The 26,168-nt window shown below is 37.2% G+C and carries 25 protein-coding genes; 8 read left to right on the top strand and 17 right to left on the bottom strand.

Going from position 1 to position 26,168, the window contains the following annotated elements:
- Nucleotides 1-182 precede the first annotated feature (182 nt).
- The 9 genes from glpK to LJY09_RS02680 form a co-directional block, all read right to left on the bottom strand.
- Entirely contained in the window at nucleotides 183-1,673 is a 1,491-nt protein-coding gene (glpK, locus tag LJY09_RS02720; protein ID WP_033580665.1) for a glycerol kinase GlpK, read from the bottom strand.
- Nucleotides 1,674-1,740: 67 nt separating this feature from the next.
- Nucleotides 1,741-2,568: an MIP/aquaporin family protein gene (locus LJY09_RS02715; RefSeq protein ID WP_033580666.1), complete on the bottom strand. Its 828-nt coding sequence runs from the start codon at nucleotides 2,566-2,568 to the stop codon at nucleotides 1,741-1,743.
- Nucleotides 2,569-2,745: 177 nt separating this feature from the next.
- Entirely contained in the window at nucleotides 2,746-3,300 is a 555-nt protein-coding gene (locus tag LJY09_RS02710; protein WP_033580667.1) for a glycerol-3-phosphate responsive antiterminator, read from the bottom strand.
- Between the two features lie 113 nt (nucleotides 3,301-3,413).
- Nucleotides 3,414-4,952, bottom strand: coding sequence for a carbon-nitrogen hydrolase family protein (locus LJY09_RS02705; protein WP_013055260.1), 1,539 nt, complete (start codon nucleotides 4,950-4,952; stop codon nucleotides 3,414-3,416).
- Between the two features lie 360 nt (nucleotides 4,953-5,312).
- Nucleotides 5,313-6,083, bottom strand: a complete 771-nt coding sequence (locus LJY09_RS02700) for a L,D-transpeptidase (RefSeq protein ID WP_154974273.1) — start codon at nucleotides 6,081-6,083, stop codon at nucleotides 5,313-5,315.
- Between the two features lie 189 nt (nucleotides 6,084-6,272).
- Entirely contained in the window at nucleotides 6,273-7,067 is a 795-nt protein-coding gene (locus LJY09_RS02695; protein WP_033580669.1) for a SurA N-terminal domain-containing protein, read from the bottom strand.
- Nucleotides 7,068-7,326: 259 nt separating this feature from the next.
- Entirely contained in the window at nucleotides 7,327-8,319 is a 993-nt protein-coding gene (locus LJY09_RS02690) for a Gfo/Idh/MocA family protein (RefSeq protein ID WP_154974271.1), read from the bottom strand.
- A gap of 168 nt (nucleotides 8,320-8,487) precedes the next feature.
- A complete protein-coding gene (locus LJY09_RS02685; protein WP_224980780.1) occupies nucleotides 8,488-8,652 on the bottom strand; it encodes a hypothetical protein in 165 nt (54 codons plus the stop codon).
- Nucleotides 8,653-8,682: 30 nt separating this feature from the next.
- Nucleotides 8,683-9,075: a YhcU family protein gene (locus LJY09_RS02680; RefSeq protein WP_013081630.1), complete on the bottom strand. Its 393-nt coding sequence runs from the start codon at nucleotides 9,073-9,075 to the stop codon at nucleotides 8,683-8,685.
- A 155-nt stretch (nucleotides 9,076-9,230) separates the two neighbouring features.
- On the opposite strand from LJY09_RS02680, the gene LJY09_RS02675 reads away from it, so the two are divergent.
- A complete protein-coding gene (locus tag LJY09_RS02675; RefSeq protein ID WP_154974269.1) occupies nucleotides 9,231-10,142 on the top strand; it encodes an RluA family pseudouridine synthase in 912 nt (303 codons plus the stop codon).
- Nucleotides 10,143-10,179: 37 nt separating this feature from the next.
- On the opposite strand, the gene LJY09_RS02670 is transcribed toward LJY09_RS02675, so the two are convergent.
- Both LJY09_RS02670 and LJY09_RS02665 read right to left on the bottom strand, forming a co-directional pair.
- A complete protein-coding gene (locus tag LJY09_RS02670) occupies nucleotides 10,180-12,198 on the bottom strand; it encodes a methyl-accepting chemotaxis protein (RefSeq protein ID WP_154974267.1) in 2,019 nt (672 codons plus the stop codon).
- A 141-nt stretch (nucleotides 12,199-12,339) separates the two neighbouring features.
- Entirely contained in the window at nucleotides 12,340-13,215 is an 876-nt protein-coding gene (locus LJY09_RS02665) for a cation diffusion facilitator family transporter (protein WP_028414323.1), read from the bottom strand.
- A 332-nt stretch (nucleotides 13,216-13,547) separates the two neighbouring features.
- On the opposite strand from LJY09_RS02665, the gene LJY09_RS02660 reads away from it, so the two are divergent.
- Nucleotides 13,548-14,504 (top strand): L-lactate dehydrogenase, encoded by a 957-nt coding sequence (locus LJY09_RS02660; protein WP_013081626.1) that lies wholly within the window; start codon nucleotides 13,548-13,550, stop codon nucleotides 14,502-14,504.
- A gap of 62 nt (nucleotides 14,505-14,566) precedes the next feature.
- Nucleotides 14,567-16,147 carry a lactate permease LctP family transporter gene (locus tag LJY09_RS02655; RefSeq protein WP_028414325.1) on the top strand — a complete coding sequence of 527 codons (1,581 nt, stop codon included), beginning with the start codon at nucleotides 14,567-14,569 and terminating at the stop codon, nucleotides 16,145-16,147.
- 97 nt (nucleotides 16,148-16,244) lie between these two features.
- Here LJY09_RS02655 and LJY09_RS02650 read toward each other — a convergent pair whose 3' ends face one another.
- Nucleotides 16,245-17,237 carry a zinc-binding dehydrogenase gene (locus LJY09_RS02650; RefSeq protein WP_154974264.1) on the bottom strand — a complete coding sequence of 331 codons (993 nt, stop codon included), beginning with the start codon at nucleotides 17,235-17,237 and terminating at the stop codon, nucleotides 16,245-16,247.
- Between the two features lie 413 nt (nucleotides 17,238-17,650).
- Here LJY09_RS02650 and LJY09_RS02645 point away from each other — a divergent pair, with 413 nt between their 5' ends.
- Nucleotides 17,651-18,181: an IseA DL-endopeptidase inhibitor family protein gene (locus LJY09_RS02645; RefSeq protein WP_033580675.1), complete on the top strand. Its 531-nt coding sequence runs from the start codon at nucleotides 17,651-17,653 to the stop codon at nucleotides 18,179-18,181.
- Between the two features lie 340 nt (nucleotides 18,182-18,521).
- Here LJY09_RS02645 and LJY09_RS02640 read toward each other — a convergent pair whose 3' ends face one another.
- Nucleotides 18,522-18,791 (bottom strand): hypothetical protein, encoded by a 270-nt coding sequence (locus LJY09_RS02640; RefSeq protein ID WP_028414328.1) that lies wholly within the window; start codon nucleotides 18,789-18,791, stop codon nucleotides 18,522-18,524.
- Nucleotides 18,792-18,918: 127 nt separating this feature from the next.
- Between LJY09_RS02640 and LJY09_RS02635 the strand changes: the two genes are divergently transcribed.
- Entirely contained in the window at nucleotides 18,919-20,061 is a 1,143-nt protein-coding gene (locus LJY09_RS02635; RefSeq protein WP_013081622.1) for an AI-2E family transporter, read from the top strand.
- A gap of 35 nt (nucleotides 20,062-20,096) precedes the next feature.
- Here the strand turns inward: LJY09_RS02635 and LJY09_RS02630 are convergent, their stop codons facing one another.
- A complete protein-coding gene (locus LJY09_RS02630; protein ID WP_028414329.1) occupies nucleotides 20,097-20,492 on the bottom strand; it encodes an SET domain-containing protein in 396 nt (131 codons plus the stop codon).
- A 335-nt stretch (nucleotides 20,493-20,827) separates the two neighbouring features.
- Between LJY09_RS02630 and rarD the strand changes: the two genes are divergently transcribed.
- Nucleotides 20,828-21,748 (top strand): EamA family transporter RarD, encoded by a 921-nt coding sequence (rarD, locus tag LJY09_RS02625; RefSeq protein ID WP_028414330.1) that lies wholly within the window; start codon nucleotides 20,828-20,830, stop codon nucleotides 21,746-21,748.
- A gap of 62 nt (nucleotides 21,749-21,810) precedes the next feature.
- Nucleotides 21,811-22,581, top strand: coding sequence for a TatD family hydrolase (locus LJY09_RS02620; protein ID WP_028414331.1), 771 nt, complete (start codon nucleotides 21,811-21,813; stop codon nucleotides 22,579-22,581).
- A 32-nt stretch (nucleotides 22,582-22,613) separates the two neighbouring features.
- Here the strand turns inward: LJY09_RS02620 and LJY09_RS02615 are convergent, their stop codons facing one another.
- Nucleotides 22,614-22,751: a lmo0937 family membrane protein gene (locus LJY09_RS02615; protein ID WP_013055244.1), complete on the bottom strand. Its 138-nt coding sequence runs from the start codon at nucleotides 22,749-22,751 to the stop codon at nucleotides 22,614-22,616.
- A 187-nt stretch (nucleotides 22,752-22,938) separates the two neighbouring features.
- Here LJY09_RS02615 and LJY09_RS02610 point away from each other — a divergent pair, with 187 nt between their 5' ends.
- A complete protein-coding gene (locus LJY09_RS02610; RefSeq protein ID WP_028414332.1) occupies nucleotides 22,939-23,382 on the top strand; it encodes a YfmQ family protein in 444 nt (147 codons plus the stop codon).
- Between the two features lie 575 nt (nucleotides 23,383-23,957).
- Here LJY09_RS02610 and LJY09_RS02605 read toward each other — a convergent pair.
- Nucleotides 23,958-24,485 carry a GNAT family N-acetyltransferase gene (locus LJY09_RS02605; protein WP_028414333.1) on the bottom strand — a complete coding sequence of 176 codons (528 nt, stop codon included), beginning with the start codon at nucleotides 24,483-24,485 and terminating at the stop codon, nucleotides 23,958-23,960.
- A gap of 69 nt (nucleotides 24,486-24,554) precedes the next feature.
- The gene (nikA, locus tag LJY09_RS02600; protein WP_028414334.1) at nucleotides 24,555-26,096 is read right to left on the bottom strand and encodes a nickel ABC transporter substrate-binding protein; all 1,542 of its coding nucleotides are present in this window, start codon (nucleotides 26,094-26,096) and stop codon (nucleotides 24,555-24,557) included.
- Nucleotides 26,097-26,168 lie beyond the last annotated feature (72 nt).

The raw sequence follows: 26,168 nt of genomic DNA, 5'->3' as shown, positions 1-26,168 counted from the left end.
CATTCCCCTTTCATTTTTCAAAGATATCAAAATTTTCCAATATACAAAAAGAGAGACCACAAATCACATATATAGTATGCCTACATATGGATCTGTGGTCTCTCCGATTCTCCAACCAATTTATTAACTTGAATACATTATATCATACATGCGCTTTTAATTAAAGGATTTTCATCAAATAATTACTTAAAAGCCATTGTTGCATGTACGGCTTTTTTCCAGCCGCTATATAATTCTTCACGTTGTTCTTCTTCCATGTTTGGTTCGAAAGATTTTTCCATATTCCACTGTTGCGCAATTTCATCACAATCTTTCCAGTAGCCGACCGCAAGACCCGCTAAATATGCTGCCCCAAGAGCGGTTGTTTCATTCACTTGAGGACGCTCAACAGGAACATCTAACACATCACTTTGGAACTGCATTAAGAAATTATTTTTAACTGCTCCTCCGTCTACACGCAATGTTTTTAATGTAATTCCAGAGTCTGCTTCCATCGCGCTTAATACGTCTCTTGTTTGATAAGCTAATGATTCAAGCGTTGCACGGATAAAGTGTTCTTTTTTTGTACCTCGAGTTAATCCAAACATCGCTCCACGTACATCGCTATCCCAATAAGGTGTTCCAAGTCCTACGAAAGCTGGCACAATATATACGCCGTCTGTAGACTCTACTCGTGTTGCATAGTTTTCAGTTTCAGCCGCATTTTTAAACATTCTCAAACCGTCGCGAAGCCACTGAATAGCAGATCCTGCTACAAAAATACTGCCTTCAAGCGCGTATTCTACTTTGCCGTTGATCCCCCATGCTAATGTAGTTAACAAACCGTGATCCGACTTAACTGCTTTTTCACCCGTATTCATTAACATGAAGCAACCTGTTCCATACGTGTTTTTCGCCATTCCTTTTTCATAGCACGCTTGTCCAAATAAAGCGGCTTGCTGATCCCCTGCTGCTCCAGCAATTGGAATGTTTTGACCAAAGAAATGATAATCTACGGTATGAGCGTATACTTCAGAAGAAGGCTTTACTTCCGGAAGCATAGATTTTGGTACTCCTAAAATATCTAGTAGTTCATCATCCCATTTTAAATCGTAGATATTGAACATAAGCGTGCGAGAGGCATTTGAGTAATCCGTTACATGCGCTTTTCCGCCTGATAACTTCCAAATTAACCATGTATCAATTGTTCCAAATAACAATTCACCGTTTTCTGCTTTTTCTCGTGCACCTTCTACGTTATCTAAAATCCACTTTACTTTCGTTCCAGAGAAGTATGCGTCAATTAATAACCCCGTTTTGTCGCGGAACGTATCGTTTAATCCTTTTGCCTTTAATTCTTCACAAATACCAGACGTTTGACGAGACTGCCATACGATAGCATTATACACGGGTTTTCCTGTTGCTTTTTCCCATACTACGGCTGTTTCACGCTGATTCGTAATCCCAATTGCTTCAATTTGGTCCGCGTGAACGCCTGACTCAGATAAACAAGATGCGATAACAGCAAGGATAGAACCCCAAATTTCACTTGCATTATGCTCTACCCAACCTGGTTTTGGAAAGTACTGCGTAAACTCTTTTTGAGCTACATGCACAACTTCACCTTTTTTATTAAATAACATTGCTCGTGAGCTCGTTGTTCCTTGGTCTAAAGATAAAATAAATTTTTCCATATCAATATCCCCTATTCTCTGTATAGTGTCGTTTCTTTATTGTACATAGTTAGATGGTAAAGCACATTCATTTTTTCGGTACTACTGCTGATTGAATTTGCGCTGCTTTTTGTTTAGAAACCGCGTAGATAACCGCTAAAACAATCACTGCAATACTTAAGACAATCCATAAGCTGTTAGACATTTTATTTAAGAATGCTGCTTGATAAAAGACTGCGCCAATTGATCCCCCTAATAGAGGCCCCACTACTGGCACCCATGCATATTTCCAGTTCGAGCTGCCTTTACCCGGTATCGGCAAGATAGCATGAGCAATACGAGGTCCTAAATCACGAGCAGGGTTGATAGCATACCCTGTTGTTCCTCCTAATGATAAACCAATACTTACGATTAAAAATCCTACTACTAAAGGATTTAATCCATCTGTAAATTTATTTGCTCCAATTGCTAAAATTCCTACTACTAATACAAATGTTCCAATCGCCTCACTTAAAACGTTTGCAAATGGGTTCGCAATTGCTGGCCCCGTTGCAAATACGCCTAGTTTTGTACCAGCATCTTTTGTTTCTTTCCAGTGTGGAAGATAGTGTAAATAAACAACTGTTGCACCAAGAATCGCTCCAATAAACTGAGCTAAAATGTACATCGGTACTTGCGACCATGGAAAATCACCTGTAATAGCAAGCGCTACTGTTAGCGCTGGGTTTAAGTGTGCTCCACTCATATTACCAACCGCATATGCTGCCATGGCTACTGCCATTCCCCACCCCATTGTGATAACAATCCATCCTGAATTAGCAGCAAACGATTTTTTTAAATTGACGCCCGCACATACACCAGCGCCAAGGATAATTAGTATCATTGTTCCAATTACTTCTCCTAAAAATGCTTGCATATAAATACCTCCCCTTTGTATAAACACGGTTAACATTACAAGAAAATAAGAAAATCCACCATACATCCCCCTAATAAAATCATTAAAAGGCTATACCGTGGATCTCCTATTCTCCCTCACAACTATTAACTTATCTAGAAGTTTACTAGATGATGAAAGCGTTGTCAAACAGTTTTTTTAAGTTGAAATACTCCACAGTTCTCTATTTGATGTTGTAACAGCAGAAGCCCCGGCTCCTAAAGCATTACGAACTTCTTCTTCGGTTCGTATTAAACCTCCGGCTAACACCGGAATGCCTGTTTCAGCTTTGACTTCTTGGATTAAAGTGGGCACAATTCCAGGAAGAAGCTCAATATAATCGGGTTTTACTTTCTTCATTAACTCGTAGCTTTTCTTCAAAGCCGTGCTGTCTAATAAAAAGACCCGTTGAATGGCATAGATTCCTCTTTGTTTAGCTTTTAAAATGACGTTTGTTCTTGTCGAAATAATCCCCGCAGGCTTAAACTCCTGACACAAAAAATCAACCGCATACTCATCGTGCTTTAAGCCATGAATTAAGTCTAAATGAATGATTAGCTTTTTTTCATGCTTATGAACCTCTCTCATAATTCCTTTTAGCATGCCCACTTGATTGTCTAAAAGAACTCCGTACTCGTAATTGCTTACTAAAAAATTTTCCAATTGCTTCATATCTCGAACAGCGGGTAATACCGATTGTCCATGAAAACTCATGTTTTCCCCTCTTTTCCATGGTTAGTCCACAAAATTCATTGTAATAGTTTTTATTATGGCAAAAGTTGAAATAAAAAACACCATGCATTTGCATGATGTTTTTAGAAACTGCGTTATTTTTTATATTTAATATTGTAAACGTCATGGCGTCGATCTTTTAATTGACGAACCGTTCCTGATTGACGCTGGCGACGAAGAATTTCTAAATCTACATCTCCAATAACCACCATTTCAATATTAGGGTTACATTCTCCTACAATACCGTCTCGTGCAAATTCAAAGTCAGACGGTGCAAAAATAGCAGACTGAGCGTACTGAATATCCATATTTTCTGTTTCAGGCAGGTTTCCAACCGTACCTGCGATAACCGTATAAATTTGGTTTTCGATCGCACGAGCCTGAGAGCAGTATCTTACGCGCAGATAGCCTTGACGATCTTCCGTACAGAATGGTGTAAAAATAATATTTGCACCTTTATCTGTAGCAATACGAGCAAGCTCCGGAAATTCAATGTCATAGCAAATTTGGATCGCAATTTTCCCGCAATCTGTATCAAACACTTCAACTTTATCTCCTGGGCTAATTCCCCACCATTTTCTTTCATTAGGTGTAATATGCACTTTGTACTGCTTTTCAATTGTTCCATCTCGGCGGAATAGATAGGCAATATTAAAGATATCTCCATTATCTTCTTCGACGAAGTGGGATCCTCCAATAATATTTACGTTATATTTAACCGCTAAGTTAGTAAATAACTCAATGTACTCTTCCGTATATTCTGCTACGCGCTGAACCGCTTTGCTTGGAATTTTTTCATTCAAGAAAGACATGAGCTGAGTTGTGAAAATTTCCGGGAATACGCAGAAGTCGGCTTTTGCATCATAAGCAACATCTGTATAATATTCTACCTGTGTTGCAAACTCTTCAAATGAATTGATCTGTTTCATCATATACTGAACAACACAAATACGCACTGGGAATGATGTTTTAAAATGGCGTTTTGAACGGCGAACATAATCTACGTTGTTCCATTCCATCAGCGTTGCATACTTATTAGAAGCTAGGTCATCAGGAAGATAACCAGGGTTTATACGCATAAGCGTAAATCCGTTCATTAGCTGAAAAGATAGTACTGGATCATAAATTTTATGATGAATAACTTGCTCTACATACTCTCTAGGCGACATTTCAGCTGAATGCTTATGGTAATTAGGAATTCTTCCTCCGATGATGATACTTTTAAGGTTCAATTCACGTGCTAAATCTTTACGCGCTTCATATAAGCGGCGTCCTATTTTCATGCCGCGATACTTTGGATGAACCATTACTTCAATTCCATACAGATTGTAGCCTTCTGGGTTATGATTTGTAATGTATCCTTCGTCTGTAATATCGTCCCACGTATGCTGATCATCGTACTCATCAAAGTTCACAATCAAGCTGGAACAAGATCCGATAATTTCCCCGTCGTACTCTGCACATATTTGTCCTTCTGGAAAAATGGCCAGATGACTTTCAAGCTGTTCTTTTTTCCACGGATCCATTCCGGGGAATGATAGCTTTTGAAGTGCTAAAATTTCATCTATATCGTCCGGTTTGATGTTACGAATAATCATTTTTTTCTCGAATTTTGATAAGTCTATTGTAGACATACGCTCAAACAACCCTTTCTCTCTCTTCATTAGGCAATTAGTTTCCCTGTTTTTTATTATAATAAACATTATTAAAAATTCAAAAAATGAGGGTGAGACATAACGAAATAAATCCAATCGAAAGACGCACAAATGGATTAGCTCGTATGGATAGCTTGTGACACCGCTGTTGACTTCCGTGCAAGACTTCGCTTTCCGCGGGCGGCCGCAGGAGTCTTCACCCTCCCATCAACTGCTAGAAGGAACGAAACAGATGAAATCTGCGTTCACCATAATAAAAAAAACGAACCAAGAATCAAAATTCTGATCAATGGTTCGTTTTTCACTTAGGCTAAAATACTTTTGTCCCAGCCTCATTTTCTATTTGCAAATATCTAATTTTATGGATGTTTTTTTATTAGGATAATTTTCAATAAATCCTGGTCCTAAAGAGACTTTAATGCCATTTATTTTATATACATTATAGCGTTCACCGCGATTTAACGTGCGAATCTTTACCCATTTTCCTTTTTCTTCTTTTAACAAAACCATCGGTGATTGAATCGTTACAAAACCAATTTGGCCTTTTGAGAGCTTTTTCGTTTTACAAAGATTCTGGGCAACTGGAGTACTGCTTATTTTGTATTTGTTTTTAATAGCGATTGAATCAAAACTTTGAGAATGAAATTGACCAATAACCACTTTTGTACCGGTTTGAACGCGGTCAAACAGCCAGCGTACCTCTTCATCATACATACGAATGCACCCTGAACTTGCGTAGGTTCCGATAGAACTTGGATTATTATTTCCATGAATAGCGTACGTGGTACCATACGTTCCGCGCGCATTTAATCCTAGCCAGCGATCACCTAGTGGATTCCTAGGATCTCCTCCGCGAATGTTGTCTTTATAATAAGGCCGGTTTTTAATTTTATTCACAATGCTAAAAGTACCCTCTGGTGTATAACTCATCTGCCTCCCTGTCGCAACTTTGAACGTCTTTACTAATTTTCCTCCATTATAAAAAGCAAGGGTGTTAGTAGATTTATTAATGATAATAAGTTGATTTGACGCCGCAGAAGCATTGCCTGTCAGACCCATCCCTGCGAGTAAAAAAACAAGCCCAACAAAAAAAACAGCCACCTTTTTCATTTATCGACTCCCCCAATTTCTCTTATATCTATATAAGAAAAGTATAGGATGAAAGGCAAACTATCAGAACACTTTTTACCTTATAAGTCAAAATACATTAAAATCTTTCACGCACCCCTTTTTACTGACAAGAAGCAATAAATGTACATAACAAAAAAACGGCCCTTTAAAGGGCCGTTTCATTTGTATTTAAAGCTTCACTTCAACTTTTGCATTTTTCTTAAGTTCTTCAACTTTTTTCTGTAATGCTTCTTGTTTCTTTTGTTGTTCAAGCTGCTGCTTAATTTGAGGCTTTACGTCTTCAAGCTTTGGCATTTGAGATTGTTCTTTACTGCCGCTTGCTTGACTTTGGCTTTGTTTTGCAAATTGATCGTAATAATCTTGAATTTCCTTATCTGTTACTTCAGGTGTTTGGATATCTTTATCTACGTACTGCTGATATTTAATGCTGTCAGCCAGCTCAGACTTTAATTGTGATTGAGTGATTCCTGCATCTTTTAAAGCCGCTTTGAACTGTTTATCTGTTTTGAACTGCTTTTTCGTTTCTTTTAACTTTTTATTTACTTCTTCATCAGTTGCTTTATAGCCTTTGTTTTCAGCTTCTTGCAATAGCAGCGTTTGACCTACTAAATTGTCAATTGTTTGCTGCTTTACTTGTTTAGCTGCTTCTTTAGAAGTTGGGTCTTGTCCCATTTGTTGGTACTGATTTTGTGATGTAGCCAGGGCTGCATTATATTCTTCACCCGAAACTTTTTTACCGTTTACAACTGCTACGGTTTTCTTTTCATCTACTTTTTGTTTATCTAATTTCTTCTGCATTTCTTTTGCTTGCTTTTCCTGCTTTTCCTGAGCCTCTTTTTGCTTCTCAGTTTGTGCAGTTTTTTGATCATCGTTCTTTGATTGCTTTGCATCATCGTTTGAACCACAAGCTGTTAAAGCTGCAGCAATTAACCCAATGAGCAATGTATACATCAGTTTTCTCATGATTAATCTCCTTTCATAATCCCAAACGATTATTAGCTATTCGAAAAAATCATCTAGGGGGCATTGTATATGATATAGGCGTAAAAAGAAACCATTTAGGCTAATTTTAAACATATGTAATAAGATTGAAACGTTTTGTAATCTTATGAAAGGTAAATGCTTTCGTTTATACGACCTGTCTAATCATAACATTATTTAGTATTATTTACATAATTTACAGTAAGCTATTCATCGTACATTCTTTTCTTTAAAGCTTTCTTTACATTAAAGATGACAGTATTTGATCACATAATCTCATCGTTTTTACATTGTCGCTCCCACTGGAAAGAGGTTCTTGGTCATTTGTACAACACTCAATAAAATGAGCCATCTCTCCAACAAAACCACGAAGGTAAAGATCTCGGTAAGCTCCCGACATCGGTGAAGCAGAAGGTGTAAACACACGATCGTTTTCTTTTAATGATTTCCACGGTAATTCATCAAAAGTCTGGGATTCGTGAATAGTTAATGAATTTATTTCGTCAACAAAAGCAAAGCCATCGTCAAATGTCACTAATAAGTTTTCACTTTCTCGAGACCATGCTGTCATGCCAGTAAAATACAGGCTCCCTACAGTGCCATTGTCAAACTTCAGCGAAATACTATTTGAAATATATTCACCATGATTATTTCTGAACCCTGTCACGTGAACGACTTCGCCGAACAAGTGACGGACGAGATCAACAATATGTATGGCAGCAAGCTTCATAAACTGCTCTTCATCTTTACAAAAAGGGGTACTGTCTACAGCAAATCTTGCTTGAAATGAACGGACACTTCCTAGGCTACCTTCTTCAATTAATTCTTTTAACTTCATATAACAAGGCGCATAGCGCTTCATAAAACCTACCATAACTTTTACGCCAGCTTGCTTAGCAGCATCTGAAATCTCTTTTGCTTCTCTTTTATTCATCCCCAAAGGCTTGTCCACATAAACATTTTGTCCTGCTCGAATGCAATCCAGCACCAAAGCAGGATGATCTTCAGGCTGTGCCACAACCACTACTCCATCGCACTTTTCTTGCTTTAGCATTTTCTTATAATCATCGTACGGCGTACCGCTGCTCCCAAATCGTTGAAGAGCAGTTTTTGATCTTTCGATACTGCGTGTGGAAATTGCTTTAATTTCTGCTCCCGCTTCAATAACAGAGGGGTAAATGTTCGTTGATGCGTGAAAGCCTGCACCAATAAAACATAATTTTGCTTTTGTCATGTTTTCGCTCCTATTTATTTTTTGATGGATTTATACAAGTTTGACCATATCACAAGCTCTTTTTGAATGTCCAATAGAAGTCTGAAATATATGATTAAAAAGAGGCCGGTACAGAACTAAATGAATCCAACCTAAAGACGAACAAATGAGATACATGAACTGAACCGCTTATGACACCGCCGTTGATTTCCATGCAAGGCTTCGCTTTCCGCGGGAGTCTTCGCCTTGCCCTTCAATCAACTGCTGGAAGGACGAAACAGATGAAGTTGTATTCACCATAAAAAAAAAAACGAACCACTCATCAAACTTGCTGATCAATAGTTCGTTTTTCACTTAGGCTAAAATACTTTTCTCCCAGCCTCTTTAATTTATGTATGAATTATAAAACGATTCATACGAATACGTAATCAAATTGTTTTCTTTTGCAAAACACTCAATGGAAACAGGAAATAAAAACCCGTATTTTTTTAAAATTGCAATATTTTTTTCGAATTGCTCGCAGTCGCTTTCTTCAATCGGCCGATGTTGAATCGCTTCAATTACGGCAATTATTGTCTGAAGGCTACTAATGACTTGCAATGCTTCATCGAGTAAGCCATTATATAAATGGTCTGTACAATAATCTGGATTTAATAATTCATCAGGATTAAGCTTATCTACAGATACATACCGAGGTAACAAGTCATAGCGAAGCTGTTCAGTCAACTCTTCTATGTAATTCTCCATTTCTGGCGGAGCTGCTTGGGCAATTTTCATGGTTACCCCCCCTTTTTTCTCTTAACTTATGTCTCTTTATTTAGCATAACATAAACATAAAACGAGAACTTCAGGTAGTTATTTCCTCCTAATTATTTACAAGTTCTTTTTAAAGATTAAAGGATATTTACTAGTATGTAAGGAAGGGATTAAATATGAGTATACACGGCCAATGGCTAGAAGATAAAATCGCAAAAAATGATGCAGGGCAAACAATTGAAGATTATTTAAAAACGAAATGGCGTATTCCTAAAAAAACGCTGCATCAGTTTCGGATGAATAAAAATGTGCTTATAAACGGTGAACCTTTACCATGGAGGAACACTCTTAAGGAAAATGATAGAGTGTCACTCCCTTTTTTTGAAGCAGAACCTGATGAAATAACACCTTACAATGTTAATATAGAGATTTTGTTTGAAGATGAACACGTGCTAATTGTAAACAAACCAATAAACCTAAATACTCATCCTTCATCAGAGCAGGACCAAAAAACTCTTTTAAATGCTGTAGCTGCTTATTTTCAAAAAATAGGCCTCAAAACAAAGCCTAGACACGTTCACCGTTTGGACAGCGATACATCAGGTGCTATCTTATTCACGAAGCATTTTGTAGCAAGCTCTGTGTTTGACCAGCTGCTGGCTGAACGTAAAATTAACCGGACTTATGTTGCTCTTGTCCAAGGACTCATGAAACAAGAGCAAGGAATCGTTAATGAACCTATTGGACGCGATCGCCATCACGCTACGAGAAGAAGAGTATCTAGAACGGGACAAGCTGCCAAAACATCTTATCGCGTGTTAAAGCGCAATATGGCAAAAAATGAAACGCTTATTGAACTTTCGCTCGAGACCGGACGCACTCACCAAATACGTGTTCATATGAGTCACATCGGCCATCCATTACTTGGTGATACGCTTTATGGCGGAAAGAGATTAAAAGATCAGCAGCAAGCTTTACATGCCATTAAGCTTTCTTTTATACACCCGTTTACACATCAGCGCGTGTCAGCTGTTGCACCTCTAGATCAGCAGGTTTTTTTACCGTACAGCAACTTGTTTTCCTATTAAATAAAAAAGAGCGCCAATATGTTATTGGCGCTCTTTTTTATTTAATTTTAAATTGACGAATCAAGTTCGCCAATTCTTCACTAATCTCTTGCAAATGTTCAGCCGATTGAGAAACAGTAGAAATAGCTCTAATTTGTTCTTCTGTAGAAGCCGTAATTTCTTCCGTTCCTGCTGCTGATTGCTGTGCAATAGCTGCTATACTTTGAATGGCCGCTACCACGTCTTCCTTATGCTCATCAATGCTGTCCATGCTGCTTGTTACATGTTCGACAGCCGCTGCCACCTGCTCAATGGTAGTAGCAATTTCACGAAAAGCTTGTTCTGTGTCTCCTACCACAAAGTCTTGAGATTTTGAAAGTTCTTCTGTCCGGTTGCATTCTTCACGAGCAGCCGCGACTTCCCCTTGAATCGCTGCAATCGTGTGGCGAACTTGTTCAGTAGCCTGAGAGGACTGTTCAGCAAGTTTTCGTACCTCTTCAGCTACTACCGCAAATCCTTTGCCATGTTCTCCTGCACGAGCTGCTTCAATACTAGCATTTAGTGCAAGTAAATTTGTCTGATCTGAAATGCTATTAATTGTAAAAATAATAGATTCAATTTCTTTCATCTTACTTGTTAACTCTTCCATTACCGTTTGAACACCGTGAATCGTCTGAGATGATTCGGTAGTTTGGTTGCGAAGCAGCTGCATTTGTTTTAAGCCTTTTTCATTGATGGTTACAGCTTCAATCGTCATTTTATTAATCTGGGCGTTTTGTTCAATGACTTCTTCAATTTGTGAAGATAAACTCATCGTTTTGTGATTAGTAGAGTCAGCGTCAGAAGCCTGCTGCGTGGCGCCGCTGGCAATCTCATGGATAGCCCGGCCAATTTCTTCACTGGATGCAGTTGCTTCTTCAGATACAGCACTCAAGTCTTCAACAGACGTTTTTACTGTCTCAACAGACGTCTGAACCGTGCCAATCAATGTTTTCATTTTAGCTACCATATCGTTAAATAAATGAGTAAGTTCACCAATTTCATCTTTTGACTTCGTCTGAACCTGAACTGTTAAATCGCCAGCTGTTACTTTGGCTACTTCGTTTTTCAAGCGGCGAAGTGGATTCGTAATGATTCTTGAGAAAAAGATGGTTAACACCACTGATAATAAGATGCCAATTAACGCAATCCAGACAATCACATTCAGTAAATGATGAGCGCTTGAGAGCATTTCATTATAAATAAAGGCGTTTCCTATCTTCCAATTCGTTCCTTCGAGAGTATCATATGCCATCACTCTCTCTTCACCTTGAAAGGTATACTTCATGAAATCTTTATTCCGGTCTGCTTCGTACATTTTTTTCATAAATGGCTGATTCATTAAATTTTTTCCAGCTTCTGTTGGATGAACGAGCGCTGTGCCATTTTGATCAAATAAAAATGCATATCCACCGTGATTTACTTCTGCTTTACCTACAATGTTTTTTAATGCATCTAAGTCTAAATCAGTAGCTATAACGCCCAGCACATTTTTAGTATCTGGATCTAAAATAGCCTTTGCAATCGTCACAACCGTCTTTTTCGTTGCTGCATCTTCATATGGATCCGTGTAAACAACCTCATCAGGTGATTCTACTGCTTGTTTGTACCACACCCTGGAAGTCGGATCATAGTTTGAACCAAACTCTTGCTTAGGAACAGAATACATTCCTTTATTTTTTGTGCCTATGTATTCAAGTACTAAGTTAGGATACTTTTCTTTAAACTGTGTAAACTCTTTTTGAACTGTGTTCCATGTAAAATACGGATTTTTCTCTTGGTTTGTTTGATTTCCTTCCTGCTTAACAAAATTAACGATTACATCATTTTCACTATACGTCAGCAAAGAACGACTATACATGTCTAAGTACGTATGAATCGTTTCTTTTAACTCTTTCACTTGACTTTGAGACTGAATCTCTACATCTTTTTCTATTTGTGTTTTGGTAAATTGATAAACAGCCCCTGAAACAACTAATAATAAAATAGCTATAAAAATACTAAAAAATACTACGAGCTTTGCACTTAACCTCTTCATTCCCTCACCCTTCTACAAAAATCTTTATATTACTAATAACGGCTTTTCATTTTCATTTTTGAAGAAGTTTTTGTGATTTATTTCAAATTTCTCCAAAAATAAAACCAGCCCATCCTTTCATAACGAAAGAACGTGCTGGTTTTATTTTTGCTTTTCGTATGCATCAGGTTCAATATGAACAAGCGTATCTTTAATCTGATGCTCATCGTTCATCATATGTTCAATTTGATCAGCAATTTCATGGCTTTTAATAACATTTAAATGGGGATCTACTTTAACAGTTACATCAATCACGACTTGATTACCAAGCTTGCGCGCTTTCACATCTTCTACTTCTTTTACACCTTCTACAAGCCCAATGCTTTCTTTGTAGTGCCCTAACTTTTCTTCATCAAATCCGTCCGTTAAGGAGTGAGCCGCTTCTTTAAAAATCTCGATGGCTGTTTTACAAATAATAATTCCCACAGCAAAAGCAGCTACCACGTCCAGCCAGGGCAGGCCGAATTGTGAGCCGAAAATTCCCACAACAGCCCCTATACTCACAAGTGCATCAGACAAATTATCTTTAGCAACCGCATATAAAGACTGGCTATCAAGTTTTTTAGCAAGCTTAATATTATACCGGTAGACACCACCCATAACAGCAGCCGCTCCAAGACCTACCCAAGCAGCCAGTAAATTAGGCGCTTCAGATTTGTCCATAAATAATGACTGACCCGCGTCGACCAATACTTCTAGTCCGATGACCATCATGATAAAAGAAGCAATAAGTGAAGAGATATGTTCCGCTCTGGAATGTCCATAGGGATGATCATTATCGCGAGGTTTTTTAGAGATTTTTAAGCCGACTAAGACGGCAATTGATGCAATAATATCTGTAACATTATTAAGACCGTCGGCTTTTAAAGCAGAGGAAGCGGTGACACCCGCAATAATAAGTTTACATGCTGATAAAAAGATATATGATAAGATACTAACCCAAGCGCCTTTTTGGGCTTGCTCATAGTAGTTCTCCATCCCTTCCACTCCTTTATTCAAAATAAGCAAACTTAGTGTAACAAATGGATTTCGTGTGGGTCTATAGAAACATTATTGGCTGTTAACATACAAATAGAGAATGTTAAACTCTTTAGCTTTCTGCAAAACAAGTTGCCTTTACTCAACACTTTAAACGTTTAAGATCTTTCTAAATGTGGCACTTCATGTAGAAGAACCCTTTTTTAAATCGCCCTGTAAAATTGTTTACTATTTTTTTAAGGGTGTGATTTTTATCACAGCCGAGGGTATTTATTCTTGTTACACTAACATTGTGAAAAACATCACAAAATAAAATTCAAAGGATGATACAAATGAAAACACAATTTACACCAAAGACACGAAAAGTTGCCGTTATCGGAACTGGTTTTGTTGGCTCAAGCTACGCTTTTTCAATGGTCAATCAAGGTATTGCCAATGAATTAGTGTTAATCGATATGAACAAAGAAAAAGCAGAAGGCGAAGCACGCGATATCAATCATGGAATGCCATTTGCCACACCGATGAAAATCTGGGCTGGAGATTATAAAGACTGCGCTGATGCTGATTTAGTAGTTATTACAGCGGGCGCTAATCAAGCTCCAGGGGAAACGCGCTTAGATCTAGTTGAAAAAAACGTTAAAATTTTTGAATGCATTGTAAAAGATATTATGAACAGCGGATTTGACGGCATCATTTTAGTGGCAACAAATCCAGTTGATATTCTCGCACACGTTACACAAAAAGTATCAGGATTACCAAACGAACGAGTAATTGGTTCAGGAACGATTCTTGACACAGCTCGCTTCCGCTACTTGTTAAGCGACTATTTCGAAGTAGATTCTCGCAACGTCCACGCTTATATTATGGGGGAACATGGAGATACGGAATTTCCTGTTTGGAGCCACGCGCAAATTGGCGGTGTGAAGCTCGAACATTTTATCAATACTGCTGCTATTGAAAAAGAGCCGGATATGCAGCATCTATTTGAACAAACACGCGATGCGGCTTACCATATTATTAATCGAAAAGGAGCGACTTATTACGGAATTGCGATGGGACTTGTACGCATCACCAAGGCTATTTTAGATGATGAAAATTCTATTTTAACGGTATCTGCTTTATTAGAAGGACAATACGGTATTTCTGATGTGTATATCGGCGTGCCGGCTATCATTAATAAAAACGGCGTGCGCCAAATTATTGAATTGAATTTAACTCCTCACGAACAGCAGCAGCTCGAGCACTCTGCTAGCATTCTTAAGCAAACTCGCGACAGAGCTTTTGTGTAACATCAAAAGATTTTTGCGGGGGACTCCCCCGCTCCCTTGTTTTAAATATGTAGTAGAGGTGTATGAATATGACGTGGACTCAAGTATATAATCCGTTAAATAATATTTGGCTTTCTGCACTAATTGCACTCATCCCCATCATCTTTTTCTTTATTGCTTTAACTCTTTTGAAATTAAAAGGACACATTGCTGCTGGTATTACGGTACTTCTTTCTATGATTATTGCTATTTATTTTTATGATATGCCTGCCTCAATGGTCTTAGGAGCCACAGGCTATGGGTTTTTGTATGCACTTTGGCCCATCAGCTATATTATTATCGGCGCGGTGTTCTTATACAAGCTAACTGTCAAAAGCGGACAGTTTACTACCATTAGGCAATCTATTATTTCAATAACCGATGACCCCCGCTTGCAAATGCTGCTTGTTGCTTTTTCCTTTAATGCTTTTTTAGAAGGAGCAGCAGGATTTGGAGCTCCAATTGCCATTACAGCAGCGCTTCTAGTTGGACTTGGATTCAAACCGTTAAAAGCAGCGGCGCTATGCTTAATTGCTAATACAGCTTCAGGAGCTTTTGGCGCCATGGGGATTCCTGTCATTGTCGCAGGACAAGTATCTGGCATTGATCCAAAAGAAATTGCTCATTTTCTTGGCACGCAGCTTCCGATTATTTCTTTTCTTATCCCTTTTTTACTTGTCTTTATTATGGATGGGATAAAAGGATTAAAAGACGTATGGAAAGCAACGAGCATCACAGCCATTTCCTATGCACTGACGCAGTATTTAACTGTTACATACATCGGCCCTGAACTTCCAAATATCACATCTTCTATTGTGAGTTTGCTTGCTCTTGCTTTTTATATTAAAAGAACAAGCTCGGCAGCAGCTAAAAGCTTCAGCCTGTCACCAAAACAAATTTTAAAGGCTTGGTCTCCTTTTATTCTATTAACGATACTCGTTACGGCTTGGAGCATTTCTTTTGTCAAAACGGCGCTTGAACATCTGAACCTGCTTATTAACGTCCCATTTTTACACAATCACGTAATTAAAGCAGCGCCTTTAGTAAAAGATCCTACGCCTTACGCTGCTGTCTTAAAAATAGACTTATTTGCAGCAACAGGTACGGCAATTCTTATCGCTTGTATCCTTTCAGTTTTCTTGCTTAACGTATCGGCAAAAGTGGCATGGACCACTCTTTTGGAAACCGTAAAAGAACTATCAAGACCTATTATGACGATTATGATGGTCATTGCTTTTGCTTTTATTTCAAATTATTCAGGACAGTCCTCTACACTTGGATTGGCACTCGCTACATCAGCTGCTTATTTTCCATTTTTATCTCCATTTCTTGGCTGGATTGGCGTATTTCTAACGGGGTCTGTCGTATCGAATAATGCGCTGTTCGGCAACTTGCAGCTAACTACTGCTCAGCAAATTAATGTCTTGCCAATTATTCTCGTAGCGGCTAATACTGCCGGCGGCGTGATGGCTAAAATGCTTTCTCCTCAATCAATTGCTGTCGCTGCTGGAGCAGTAGGTTTAGCCGGAAAAGAGGGTGAACTGTTTAAATACACGCTCAAATACAGCATGGGATTTTTGATACTAGGAGGATTTGTTACCTTTTTATTGGCTTGGTGGTTATGATAAAAAACTGCTAAAAATCCTGTTATTACCTTGTTTCTTTCATTTAAACAAACGTTTGATTATATAAAAAAGTCCCCAGTTAGCGCCGGGGATTTTTTTATTCTGAAATAAGTAAACCTATATTGCCAAATTGTTTTCCTTTATCTAATCGTTCGCAAGCTGCAGCTGCCTCTGACAGCGGATAGAATCTATCGACGATTGGTTTAATTTGATGTTTCTCTATAAAATCCATCATGTCCACAAATTCTTCCTGACTTCCCATAGATGTGCCAAGTATATTGAATTGAGGATAAAAAATAGTTCTTAGAGGCAATTCAACTTCATTTCCAGAACTCGCACCAAAATTAACAATTCTTCCATTTGGCTTTAGTATTTCAAAATACGTCGGAAATAAAGCTGCCCCCACACTATCAAGTATGATATCTACTTTTCTATCGTTGATTTCTTCTTTTAGGTTACTTCCACTGTCTAATGCATAATCAGCTCCGTACTCTAGGGCTTGCTTTCTTTTTTCATCACTTCTAGAAGTAACCGTTACGTCAGCTCCGATAGCTTTTGCGAATAACAAGCCATAAGTCGCGACTCCGCTCCCTATACCAGGAATAAGTAGATGTTCTCCTTTTTTTAACTGCCCTTTTGTAAAGAGAGCTCTATACGCAGTTAAAGCTGATAATGAAAGAACTCCCGCTTGTTTCCAAGATAGATAAGGCGGCTTTTGCACAACATTATCCGCTTTTATGATTACATACTCTGCAAACGTTCCATTCGATGGACCACCTAAAATTTTAGGCGTAAACGGAATGTCCTCTATACGATCCCACTCCAGACTTGGATTAATGATCACTTCTATTCCAATTTTTAAACCTTTTACGCCTTCTCCCACTTCTTCTATAATACCTGCACCGTCTGAACCGGGAATAAACGGCTTATCTCCTTTGCCTCGATTATTCATAACAAATAAATCTCTCCGGTTTAAACCTGCTGTTTTTAACCTTACTTTTACTTCTCCTCTTTCAGGGGGCATCTCCTGAAGATCTCTGTAATTCATGCCTGCTATACCGCTTTTCTCACTATGTATAATGACTTTCATGATTTCGCCTCCTCTTAATCTACTCTACTAAAAAGCTCAAAACCGCAAAAGAAATATGCCCAAAAAAAGGAAAAAAACTTTTAAAATCGCTTTTTCACCGTTTTATCTTTATTTTTCTGTATCCTAAAAGTATTCAGCTTCTTTTATTACAGTTTTGTTACAAAAAAGATTATTTGTAACAAAACGAATATAAAATAGAAAAATCGGTTTAAAAATCCTGATAAATCAACATTTATCCGCAATTTATTTACTATATCTACTTCAGAAACTAGTAAAAATCTAAAAAAATTTAAGAAAAAAAGACAAAACACTTTCTTTTATTACAGATTTATTGTAATATAAATGTAACAAAAGAAATATAAAACACATAATCGTTACATAAATAAGGTTAATTAATTAGGAGTGAGTTAGAAATGAAAAAAATTGGACTAGTTTTATCATCAATCGCTATTTTCTTTACACTAAGCACTGGAGTTACAGCACAAACAACATCTTCAACACTAACGGATGCAAATGCTGTCAAAATTGCAGCTAGTGCCAGCAATCATTTCTGGAGTGCTCTGCACGGTTATAAAAACAAACCATGTACAGAACGTACATTTGAATATAAAGGAACTGAGTACGTGTACCTTTGCCCTGAATTTGATACAAAAGCTGAGCTATCAAGCTACTTATCTGAGACATTTACAAATAGTGCAGTAGAAAAAGGATTAACAAATTACGGCTATATCACATATAACGGCAAACTTGCACATCCAATCGGCGACGGATTCAGCATGTTAGAGTGGTCAAAAGCAAAAACAAAGCTTGTGTATCAAACAGCAACAGTTCGCTCTTATGAATTCACAGTTCCAACTGTAGATGGCGGCAGTGTAAAACGAACTGTCACATTCTATAAATCTAATTCTCAGTGGAAAGTAAATAAATTTGACGCTGTTCAATAATAAAAAAAGCAGGCCTGCTTGAGCAGACCTGCTTTTTTCTTTTTGATCGATAACATAAATAAAACTTCTACTTACAGCGCTCTAATAGCTGTAAATAGAAGTTGAGATCACAAGTTTAAGTAAATCAAATTTTGTCGAATCCTGTAGAAACATTGATAAGTTACGTTTTATATTACAGGCTAAATTGCTTGTTGTCAACATGATTTAACAAAAAGATAAATCGACATATACTAAACATATCAAAGACTTTTTGATATCGCAGTTGGCAGACATTATTCTATACATATATCAATGCAAGCAAGAAAGAAGCGCTCTTCATTTCCCATTAAAAATAAAAACATTAGCTTGGATTTTGTTCATGTTCCTTTGGGTTATCATGTACAGGGTGCGCCCCTGGGAATAACCTTTGAGCTTTTTCATGAAGGTTTTTGTTTTCATAATTAAATGCGCTATACGTTCGCTGCCCTTCTTCCCATGAAGTAGATTTCCCCAGTTTTTGATTAACCGGAGAGCCGAAGGGACCGTCTGGAAATTCTTCAGCGGTTATATACTCGTGGCTTTTTTCTACTGTAGAGAAATCACGATACGAGGGCTGTTTGTCTTCTTTCAATGATTTCACCCCTTCTTTCTAGAAGATTTTCTACTAGTATGCACACTTCTTTGTAAAAAACCCTCTTAAATTAGTCTAAATCAGGGTATGATAACTATACATTTACTTTTTAAAGGAGTTGAACAGCTTGGAACCTAGACCTCAGAAAGGAACTTTTTTCCGAGAAAAAATCTTAAATAATAAATTTGTTGTATATACAATTATTATTTTTATTCTCAGCATGACTATTTTTTCGTTATCAAAAATCGGATTTATTTTAATTCCTATCTCTATTTTTATTAAAACAATCGCACTGCCGATTATCTTAGCAGGAATTTGCTTTTATTTATTTAATCCGCTTGTTGACTTTTTAGAACGAAAAGGTGTAAAACGAATTATTTCCATTCTTGTTTTATACATAGTGATTATCGGCGCATTAGCCATTATTATTTCATCGGTTATTCCGCCTCTAAAAAATCAAGTTGACCGTCTTATTGATAATATCCCAGAGCTGACGCATGACGTTCAGCATGCGGTGACGAACCTTTCGAATAACCGATATGTCGAACAAGGTCTTCAGTCGGCTAACACGGACCTAGATAAGATTTCAAAAGATGCATCAAAACACTTGAGTAAATATGTTTCTGGATTTTCAAGCGGTATTGTGAACTTTGTCGGCACCATTACAGAAATTATATTATCGGTTGCCGTTTTACCCTTTATTCTTTTCTACTTATTAAAAGATGGGAAAAACTTACCTAATTACATTGTAAAACTGCTTCCAAACCGCTCTCGTTCTGAAGCTAAATTCATTTTAGCCGACATGAACCACGCATTAAGCGCATATATTCGCGGGCAAATTTTTGTTGCGATTTGTATAGGTGTACTGCTTTTCATTGGCTATCTGATTATTGGGTTAGATTATGCATTACTTCTAGCGATTATCGCCATGGTAACCAATGTTGTCCCTTACCTTGGTCCTATTATCGCCATTATTCCAGCCATTATTATTGCGTTTATTACGTCTCCTTTCATGCTTGTAAAACTGGCCATTGTCTGGGCAGTTGTTCAATTACTTGAAGGCAAAGTAATCTCTCCGCAAATTATGGGAAGAAGCCTGGATATTCACCCGATTACGGTCATTTTTGTCATTCTAACCGCCGGAAACTTATTCGGAATCATCGGTATTATTTTAGCCGTTCCTGGATATGCCGTTTTAAAAGTTATTATTACGCATATTTACCAATTCATCCGTTTGAACTCTACTATGTATCCAGATAAAAAAGCATAATAAAAAGCCCATCGATTTTCGATGGGCTTAACTTTTTACTTTTGTTCTTCTTCATCTTCACGATCAAACCAAAGGAGCTCTTGATCATCTTCATCTCCATTATAGTTGATGAGAATTTCTTCTCCTGCTTGGATATCCGTATATGCATAAAAATCAAAGGTATGATTGTCAAAATTAATTTCATACGTAGCATTGGGTGTATACGAGTGATTAAACAGCATACCGTATCCCAAAAGAATAGCCGTATGATTCACTCCATATTCAAAAGCATAATCCGCTAGTGTTGTTTTCTCAATAAAATCATGCTCTTTATTAGGATAAGCGATAACAGGAGCTTCGTGAATAAGCGTTCCTTTTTTAATATCTTGCTTAGCAAATACACCTCTGTTAAATTCTCCGTCGCTTATCGTAGACATTTTTATTTCGATCATATTCGTCACCTATATATTCTTTCCTCTAAGATTTTCTTCTTCCCTAAGCTTGACAGTTTATAATGGGGAAATCAACTGTTTTTCATAACCACTTGAATATAAGCTGAAGGAACACTTATCATACGCACTTGTGTAAGCACTTACCTTGTTAGAAACACGCAATTTGATTTTATTTTAGACATAGAAAAGCAATGACCTGGGGCATAGCGCTTTTTTGAGCCATTCAACATGTGAAGAATCGTTTTTCTCTGTGATATAATCGTTTATGCTGCTTTTTTATGTTAATCTATGACTTTTATTACTGATTTTATCTTATGTTAGAAAGAAGGTTTCACATGAACTTAAATCACGACAGAGATGGTGTGATATATGCGGTCCTTTCTTATCTTATGTGGGGGCTCACGCCAATTTATTGGAAGCTGGTTCACCACGTAGCACCAGGTGAGATTTTAGCTCAGCGCGTTTTTTGGTCTTTTATTTTTATGCTTATTCTTTTATTAATGACAAAGAAATGGCGTACATACATTACGTTTATAAAAGAAATAGTGAAAAAACCATCCTTATTCTGGTCCCTTTTTACTGCGTCTGTACTTATTAGTGCAAATTGGGGCATTTTTATGTGGGCTGTCATTAATGGAAAAATAGTAGAAGCGAGCCTTGGACAATATATTAATCCCCTAACAAGTGTTTTATTAGGTGTTATTTTCTTAAAAGAGAGATTAAGCGGGGCTCAAATTTTTGCATTTATACTAGCAGGAATCGGCGTCTTAACGCTTAGTCTTCATTATGGTGTGGTTCCTTGGATTTCGCTTAGCTTAGCTGTTACCTTCGGATTATATGGTTTGGCAAAGAAAAAGATTAAAGCTGATTCAACGATTGGATTAACTCTTGAAACGATGGTCATCTCCCCTATTGCATTAGCATACATAGGCTACCTTACGTTTCAATCACACTTGCAGTTTTTTGATTCTTTTTCAACAAGTCTTTTATTAATGGGCAGTGGAGTAGTTACAGCTTTACCACTCCTATTATTCACAAAAAGTGCTAAAAAAGTATCATTATCAATGCTTGGTATTCTTCAATATATTTCACCAACCTTGTCTTTGCTAGCAGGAGTCATTCTATACCATGAAGCGCTAACAAAAGCTCATGTTATTGCTTTTAGTTTTATTTGGTTAGCTCTTATTGTTTATACGTTCTCATCTATTACTAAATGGGGGAACAGAAAACAAATAAGAAATAAAGTGGAGGCTTAACAGAATCATACACTCTCTTACGTATTATTTTTAAACAAAATAGGCTGGGAGGAGCATTATTTATGAAACGAATTATTGACTCGCATATTCATCTAGATCAATATGAACAGAAAAGCTGGAAAGACATAGTTGAGCAGGATCCTTCGTTACAAGCGCTTATTTCTGTATCTTCTACATTACACTCTTGCCAACTTAATCAAAAAATCAGCAAGTTATATTCCTGCGTGAAACCTGCCTACGGATTTCACCCTGAACAAATGCTGCCTTCTTCAAATGAATTAGCGGAGCTGTTTGCTTGGATTGATCAAAACAATGAAGAAATGATCGCTGTTGGGGAGGTTGGTCTACCTTATTACTTAAGTCAGACCTATACTCTTTCTCTAGAGCCCTATTTGGAGCTGCTTGAAGCTTTTATTATTCATTCAAAAAAATGGGGGAAACCGCTAATTCTTCACGCTGTATATGAAGATGCTGAGATCGTGTGCGACTTACTAGAAAAACATTCTGTGCCTAAAGCTCACTTCCACTGGTTCAAAGGAGCTAAAAAAACCGTTGAACGAATGAAAAACAACGGCTACTATATTTCCGTTACACCTGATATTGTATATAAACCTAAAATCCAAGCGCTTGCCACAGATTACCCTCTTGACTACTTGATGGTCGAAACAGATGGTCCGTGGCCATTTGAAGGACCTTTTCAAAACCAGACAACGGTTCCATCAATGATGCATCAGTCCGTTCAGGAAATAGCACGTCTCAAAAGGGTTTCTGTAACGGAGACATATGATTTTTTATATCGAAATACAGCTCATTTTTATAATCTCTCCACATAAAAAGCCTTTCCCTAAGGAAAGGCTTTTTATATCTAAATTCGTTTCACAAGTTTTACGATCAGCACAATCACTGCAATGACAAGAAGAATGTGAATGATGCCGCCGCCAATATGAAAAACTAATCCTAATAACCAAAAAATAAATAAAAGTCCAATAATCGTCCACAACATAATTTTTTCTCCTTTTTTATATGTAGTATTTGTTATAATTTTATATTTCCCTAAATGTGCATAAATAAACGCATTTCATATACATCTTTTCACTAAAGAAGATTCACATAATGTACAAAAAGCAATCATGTTCTCTGTGGTAAAATAAGTATGTAATCTTATTTAATTTAAGCGGAGATGATTAACTATGACATGGATTGTATTACTTTCCATCATTCTTGTAAGTGCACTCAAAATATTAATAACGTGTCTTCCAACTCCAGTGGTCAAATGGCTTATGACTAAATTTCAATTACACCCAACACTTGATGATCAAAACGCTACTGTCACAGTTGATGGGAAACATTTAGAAGGCAAAGACAAAATGCAAGTGATTGATTATTTTAATAAAGCAACATTTTTAAAACAATATTATGTCCATGAAGGAAATAAGGACTATTATAAACACCTAGAAGACAGTGAAACTCCACTTGTTATCGATACGAAAAAAGGGAAAAACGATGTTCGACTATGCGTATACAGCTATCATGATCATGTCGACGTCGTGAAACAATACAAAAAGAAGATTATCGCCTACAGCCTGCTGTCTGATCACCTTCAAAAGCAGTCCATAACAGCTGACCTAGCTTAAACCAGTCGCCTACAAGGCGGCTTTTTTAGTTTTTAGTTTTAGTTTGAAGTTACCTTACTTAAAAATACCAAACTTTAACATTAAATCTAATGCTATAACATAAATTAATAGAATTTTCTAACTTTTTTAAGAGGTGATGGATAATGCTTTCTTTGTTAGGGTTTGGCATGATTGCTACTTTTCTTTCTTTTCAAGTGGGCCTTTGGGACAACTATTATCATGACAATTACAGCCATTTTAACGAACGCTGTTTCCCTTTAGACTCCTACTATAAAAAAAGGAAGCCGACTACCATAAGGCAATCGGCTCACACATGTAGGATATTGATTTAACACTAACAAAGTACAACACAACACTAGTAATTATATAATATATTTCATTATTTTGAAAGCGATTTCATATATATTTTTAAAAATATTTTGTTACTTGTTTTTTACAGAAAAGAACCACGTTTCAGCCAATTCGAAACGTGGTTCTTTTCTGTAAGGACTTGCCCTACAGGCTATAAATGTAAGTTACGTTCATTATAGCATGAGCCCATATACAGATTCCATGGTAATTACTGTATGATCTCGTTACGTTACGACTCGTTGTATTTTTCTGTCCATGTGCAGCGTATTCCATGGTTCATCCTGTTCAGCTAGCCTTTTGATAAAGCCTTGTGAAGCCCAAAAAGGAATAGCGCCAGGTAAAAAAGGATGAGTATGCAGATACAGCGTGTCATAAAAATGACTTTGGGCAAATTGTTCAACTGCTTTTAACAGCTGCTGTCCAATGCCTAGACGCCGGTACGCTGGATCGACATAGCATTTTACAATCTCAGCTGCAGTTCTATGTTCATATCGCTCTTTTAATGCATGAAACCGTCCATCGTAAGCGTATAAACCAATGGTTCCAATTACTTGTTGATTTTCCGTAACAGCTGCAAAAAAAGCAGCGTCTTTCGCTTGAACGTAATGTTCATTAAAATGAAGCAAATCCACAGGAAGCCGATTTTTTTCCAGCATAGGAAATAGCTCATTCCGCATATTCATGACAAACTGAATCACTTCAGCATCCTTTTCTTTTACTTCTTTAATTTGATACATTTGTACTTCTTGCACGTTTACTGTCACATCCTTTTAGCGATCATTGTATACTTTTTCTTTTCTCTGCTTATGCTGCAATGTTAACTACGGCGTTACGTCTAAATGCTGAGTCAGCATATAATACTCGCTTGGATTTGTTGTCCAGTTTTTCACTTTTTGATTATAAGCAACAACAATGTTTGGATGTACAATCGATGACGTCAGCATTTTTCTATTAATCAAAGCGGTTGCTTGTTTGGCTAACTGATCTCGTTTTGCGTCATCTACTGTTGAATTTAACTGTTCTATCATTTTTGTTAGCGTATCATCATTAATCCGGCTGGCATTTAAACCACCGCCGGGCAAATAGTTCGTACTTAAATAATAGCTGGCATCTCCTCTAGGTGCTGTGATAAGGCTGTACAATGCTAAATCCCAATCATCTTTTGCCATTACATATTCATCGCTATCTTCAACTAGGTGAATCTTAATAGTAATTCCTAACTCTTTGGCATTAGACTGTATAAGCTGAGCAATTAAAGGCAGTTCTGGCAAAGAACTATATGTGACAAGAGAGAGCGATAGTGGCTTTCCATTTTTGATTGCTTTGTCATTTTTGATTTGATAGCCTGCTTTCTCTAAATATTTTTTAGCAGATGTCATACCTCTTTGCTCATTAGCAGTACTATCAGCAAAAGGAAATTGGGGTAAAAATGGACCTCGAGCCGCTGCCGCTTGATTGTTCATGATGCTGCTAACAATTTCTTTTCGGTTCAATAAGGTATCGATAGCTTTTCTTACATTTTCGTCTTTTAATGCGTCATTAGTTTGATTGTAAAGCAATAAATGGGTGCGCACACTAGGTACTCCACTTACTTTAAAAGACGGATCTGTTTGTAAAGTGCCCAAGCTTTCTAAAGGCGGGCGATAAATAATATCGGCTGTTCCAGATTGAAGAGCAGCAACTCGCGCATTAGCATCTTCGTTAAATCCAAAGATCGCACTTTTCAATTTCACTTTTCCACCCCAATAATTTTCATATCTTTCTAATTTTACTTGATTTCCTTGATCAAAAGACAAGACGCGAAATGGACCCGTACCAATGGGCTTCTTAGCTATATTAGAAGCATTAACATCTATAATAGCTGTATTTGGATGCACTAATTCAGAAGGAAATTTAGGCATTGGTTCTTTTAATGTAATTGTCAGCGCATGACTGTTCGCTTTCATTTCTTTAATATTTAAAGCGTTTTTCATCGCATAACTTTGGTCTATCGTTCTTTGAAGAGAAGACTTAACGGCATTTGCATCCAGCGCTTTTCCGTTTTGAAACGTGATGTTCTTTCTTATCATAAATGTCCATGTAAGGCCGTTATCTTTCGTTTCCCACTTTTCAGCAAGCCAAGGCTTTATTTTTAAATCGTCGTTGATTTTAACAAGCGTCTCCCCTACTCCCCCACGAACTGCTGTATAATTATCGTCCGTATGAGGATCAAGCGTTGCAGATGTAAAATTAAATAAAAACGTCACACTTTTATCCGTTTTCTTTCTTTCTTTTATACTTACGCTCTCTTCATTAGGAGCGCAAGCAGTGAGGCAAAGTAACATGAGAAATATCATAGATACAAGTTTTTTATTATTTATCATTCATTTTTCCACCTTCTATTTTAATACACAAAAAAAGCACTTCTAAAAAGAAGTGCTTGCCTTCACAACAAA

It is taken from the genome of Priestia sp. J2 (assembly GCF_020790095.1).
Lineage (GTDB): Bacteria > Bacillota > Bacilli > Bacillales > Bacillaceae_H > Priestia > Priestia zanthoxyli.
This window is presented reverse-complemented; position numbering and strand designations above follow the sequence as displayed.

Bases quoted from the DNA above. Each gene is read 5' to 3' on its own strand.
- LJY09_RS02690 (WP_154974271.1), bottom strand. From the start codon at position 8,319: ATGACAAAAGCAAAATTATGTTTTATTGGTGCAGGCTTTCACGCATCA.
- LJY09_RS02670 (WP_154974267.1), bottom strand. From the start codon at position 12,198: ATGAAGAGGTTAAGTGCAAAGCTCGTAGTATTTTTTAGTATTTTTATA.
- LJY09_RS02630 (WP_028414329.1), bottom strand. From the start codon at position 20,492: ATGATCGAAATAAAAATGTCTACGATAAGCGACGGAGAATTTAACAGA.
- LJY09_RS02655 (WP_028414325.1), top strand. From the start codon at position 14,567: ATGAATATGACGTGGACTCAAGTATATAATCCGTTAAATAATATTTGG.
- LJY09_RS02695 (WP_033580669.1), bottom strand. From the start codon at position 7,067: ATGAGAAAACTGATGTATACATTGCTCATTGGGTTAATTGCTGCAGCT.
- glpK (WP_033580665.1), bottom strand. From the start codon at position 1,673: ATGGAAAAATTTATTTTATCTTTAGACCAAGGAACAACGAGCTCACGA.
- rarD (WP_028414330.1), top strand. From the start codon at position 20,828: ATGAACTTAAATCACGACAGAGATGGTGTGATATATGCGGTCCTTTCT.
- LJY09_RS02650 (WP_154974264.1), bottom strand. From the start codon at position 17,237: ATGAAAGTCATTATACATAGTGAGAAAAGCGGTATAGCAGGCATGAAT.
- LJY09_RS02705 (WP_013055260.1), bottom strand. From the start codon at position 4,952: ATGTCTACAATAGACTTATCAAAATTCGAGAAAAAAATGATTATTCGT.
- LJY09_RS02680 (WP_013081630.1), bottom strand. From the start codon at position 9,075: ATGAAAATTGCCCAAGCAGCTCCGCCAGAAATGGAGAATTACATAGAA.
- LJY09_RS02645 (WP_033580675.1), top strand. From the start codon at position 17,651: ATGAAAAAAATTGGACTAGTTTTATCATCAATCGCTATTTTCTTTACA.
- LJY09_RS02700 (WP_154974273.1), bottom strand. From the start codon at position 6,083: ATGAAAAAGGTGGCTGTTTTTTTTGTTGGGCTTGTTTTTTTACTCGCA.
- LJY09_RS02620 (WP_028414331.1), top strand. From the start codon at position 21,811: ATGAAACGAATTATTGACTCGCATATTCATCTAGATCAATATGAACAG.
- LJY09_RS02710 (WP_033580667.1), bottom strand. From the start codon at position 3,300: ATGAGTTTTCATGGACAATCGGTATTACCCGCTGTTCGAGATATGAAG.
- LJY09_RS02615 (WP_013055244.1), bottom strand. From the start codon at position 22,751: ATGTTGTGGACGATTATTGGACTTTTATTTATTTTTTGGTTATTAGGA.
- LJY09_RS02715 (WP_033580666.1), bottom strand. From the start codon at position 2,568: ATGCAAGCATTTTTAGGAGAAGTAATTGGAACAATGATACTAATTATC.
- LJY09_RS02675 (WP_154974269.1), top strand. From the start codon at position 9,231: ATGAGTATACACGGCCAATGGCTAGAAGATAAAATCGCAAAAAATGAT.
- LJY09_RS02610 (WP_028414332.1), top strand. From the start codon at position 22,939: ATGACATGGATTGTATTACTTTCCATCATTCTTGTAAGTGCACTCAAA.
- nikA (WP_028414334.1), bottom strand. From the start codon at position 26,096: ATGATAAATAATAAAAAACTTGTATCTATGATATTTCTCATGTTACTT.
- LJY09_RS02660 (WP_013081626.1), top strand. From the start codon at position 13,548: ATGAAAACACAATTTACACCAAAGACACGAAAAGTTGCCGTTATCGGA.
- LJY09_RS02665 (WP_028414323.1), bottom strand. From the start codon at position 13,215: ATGGAGAACTACTATGAGCAAGCCCAAAAAGGCGCTTGGGTTAGTATC.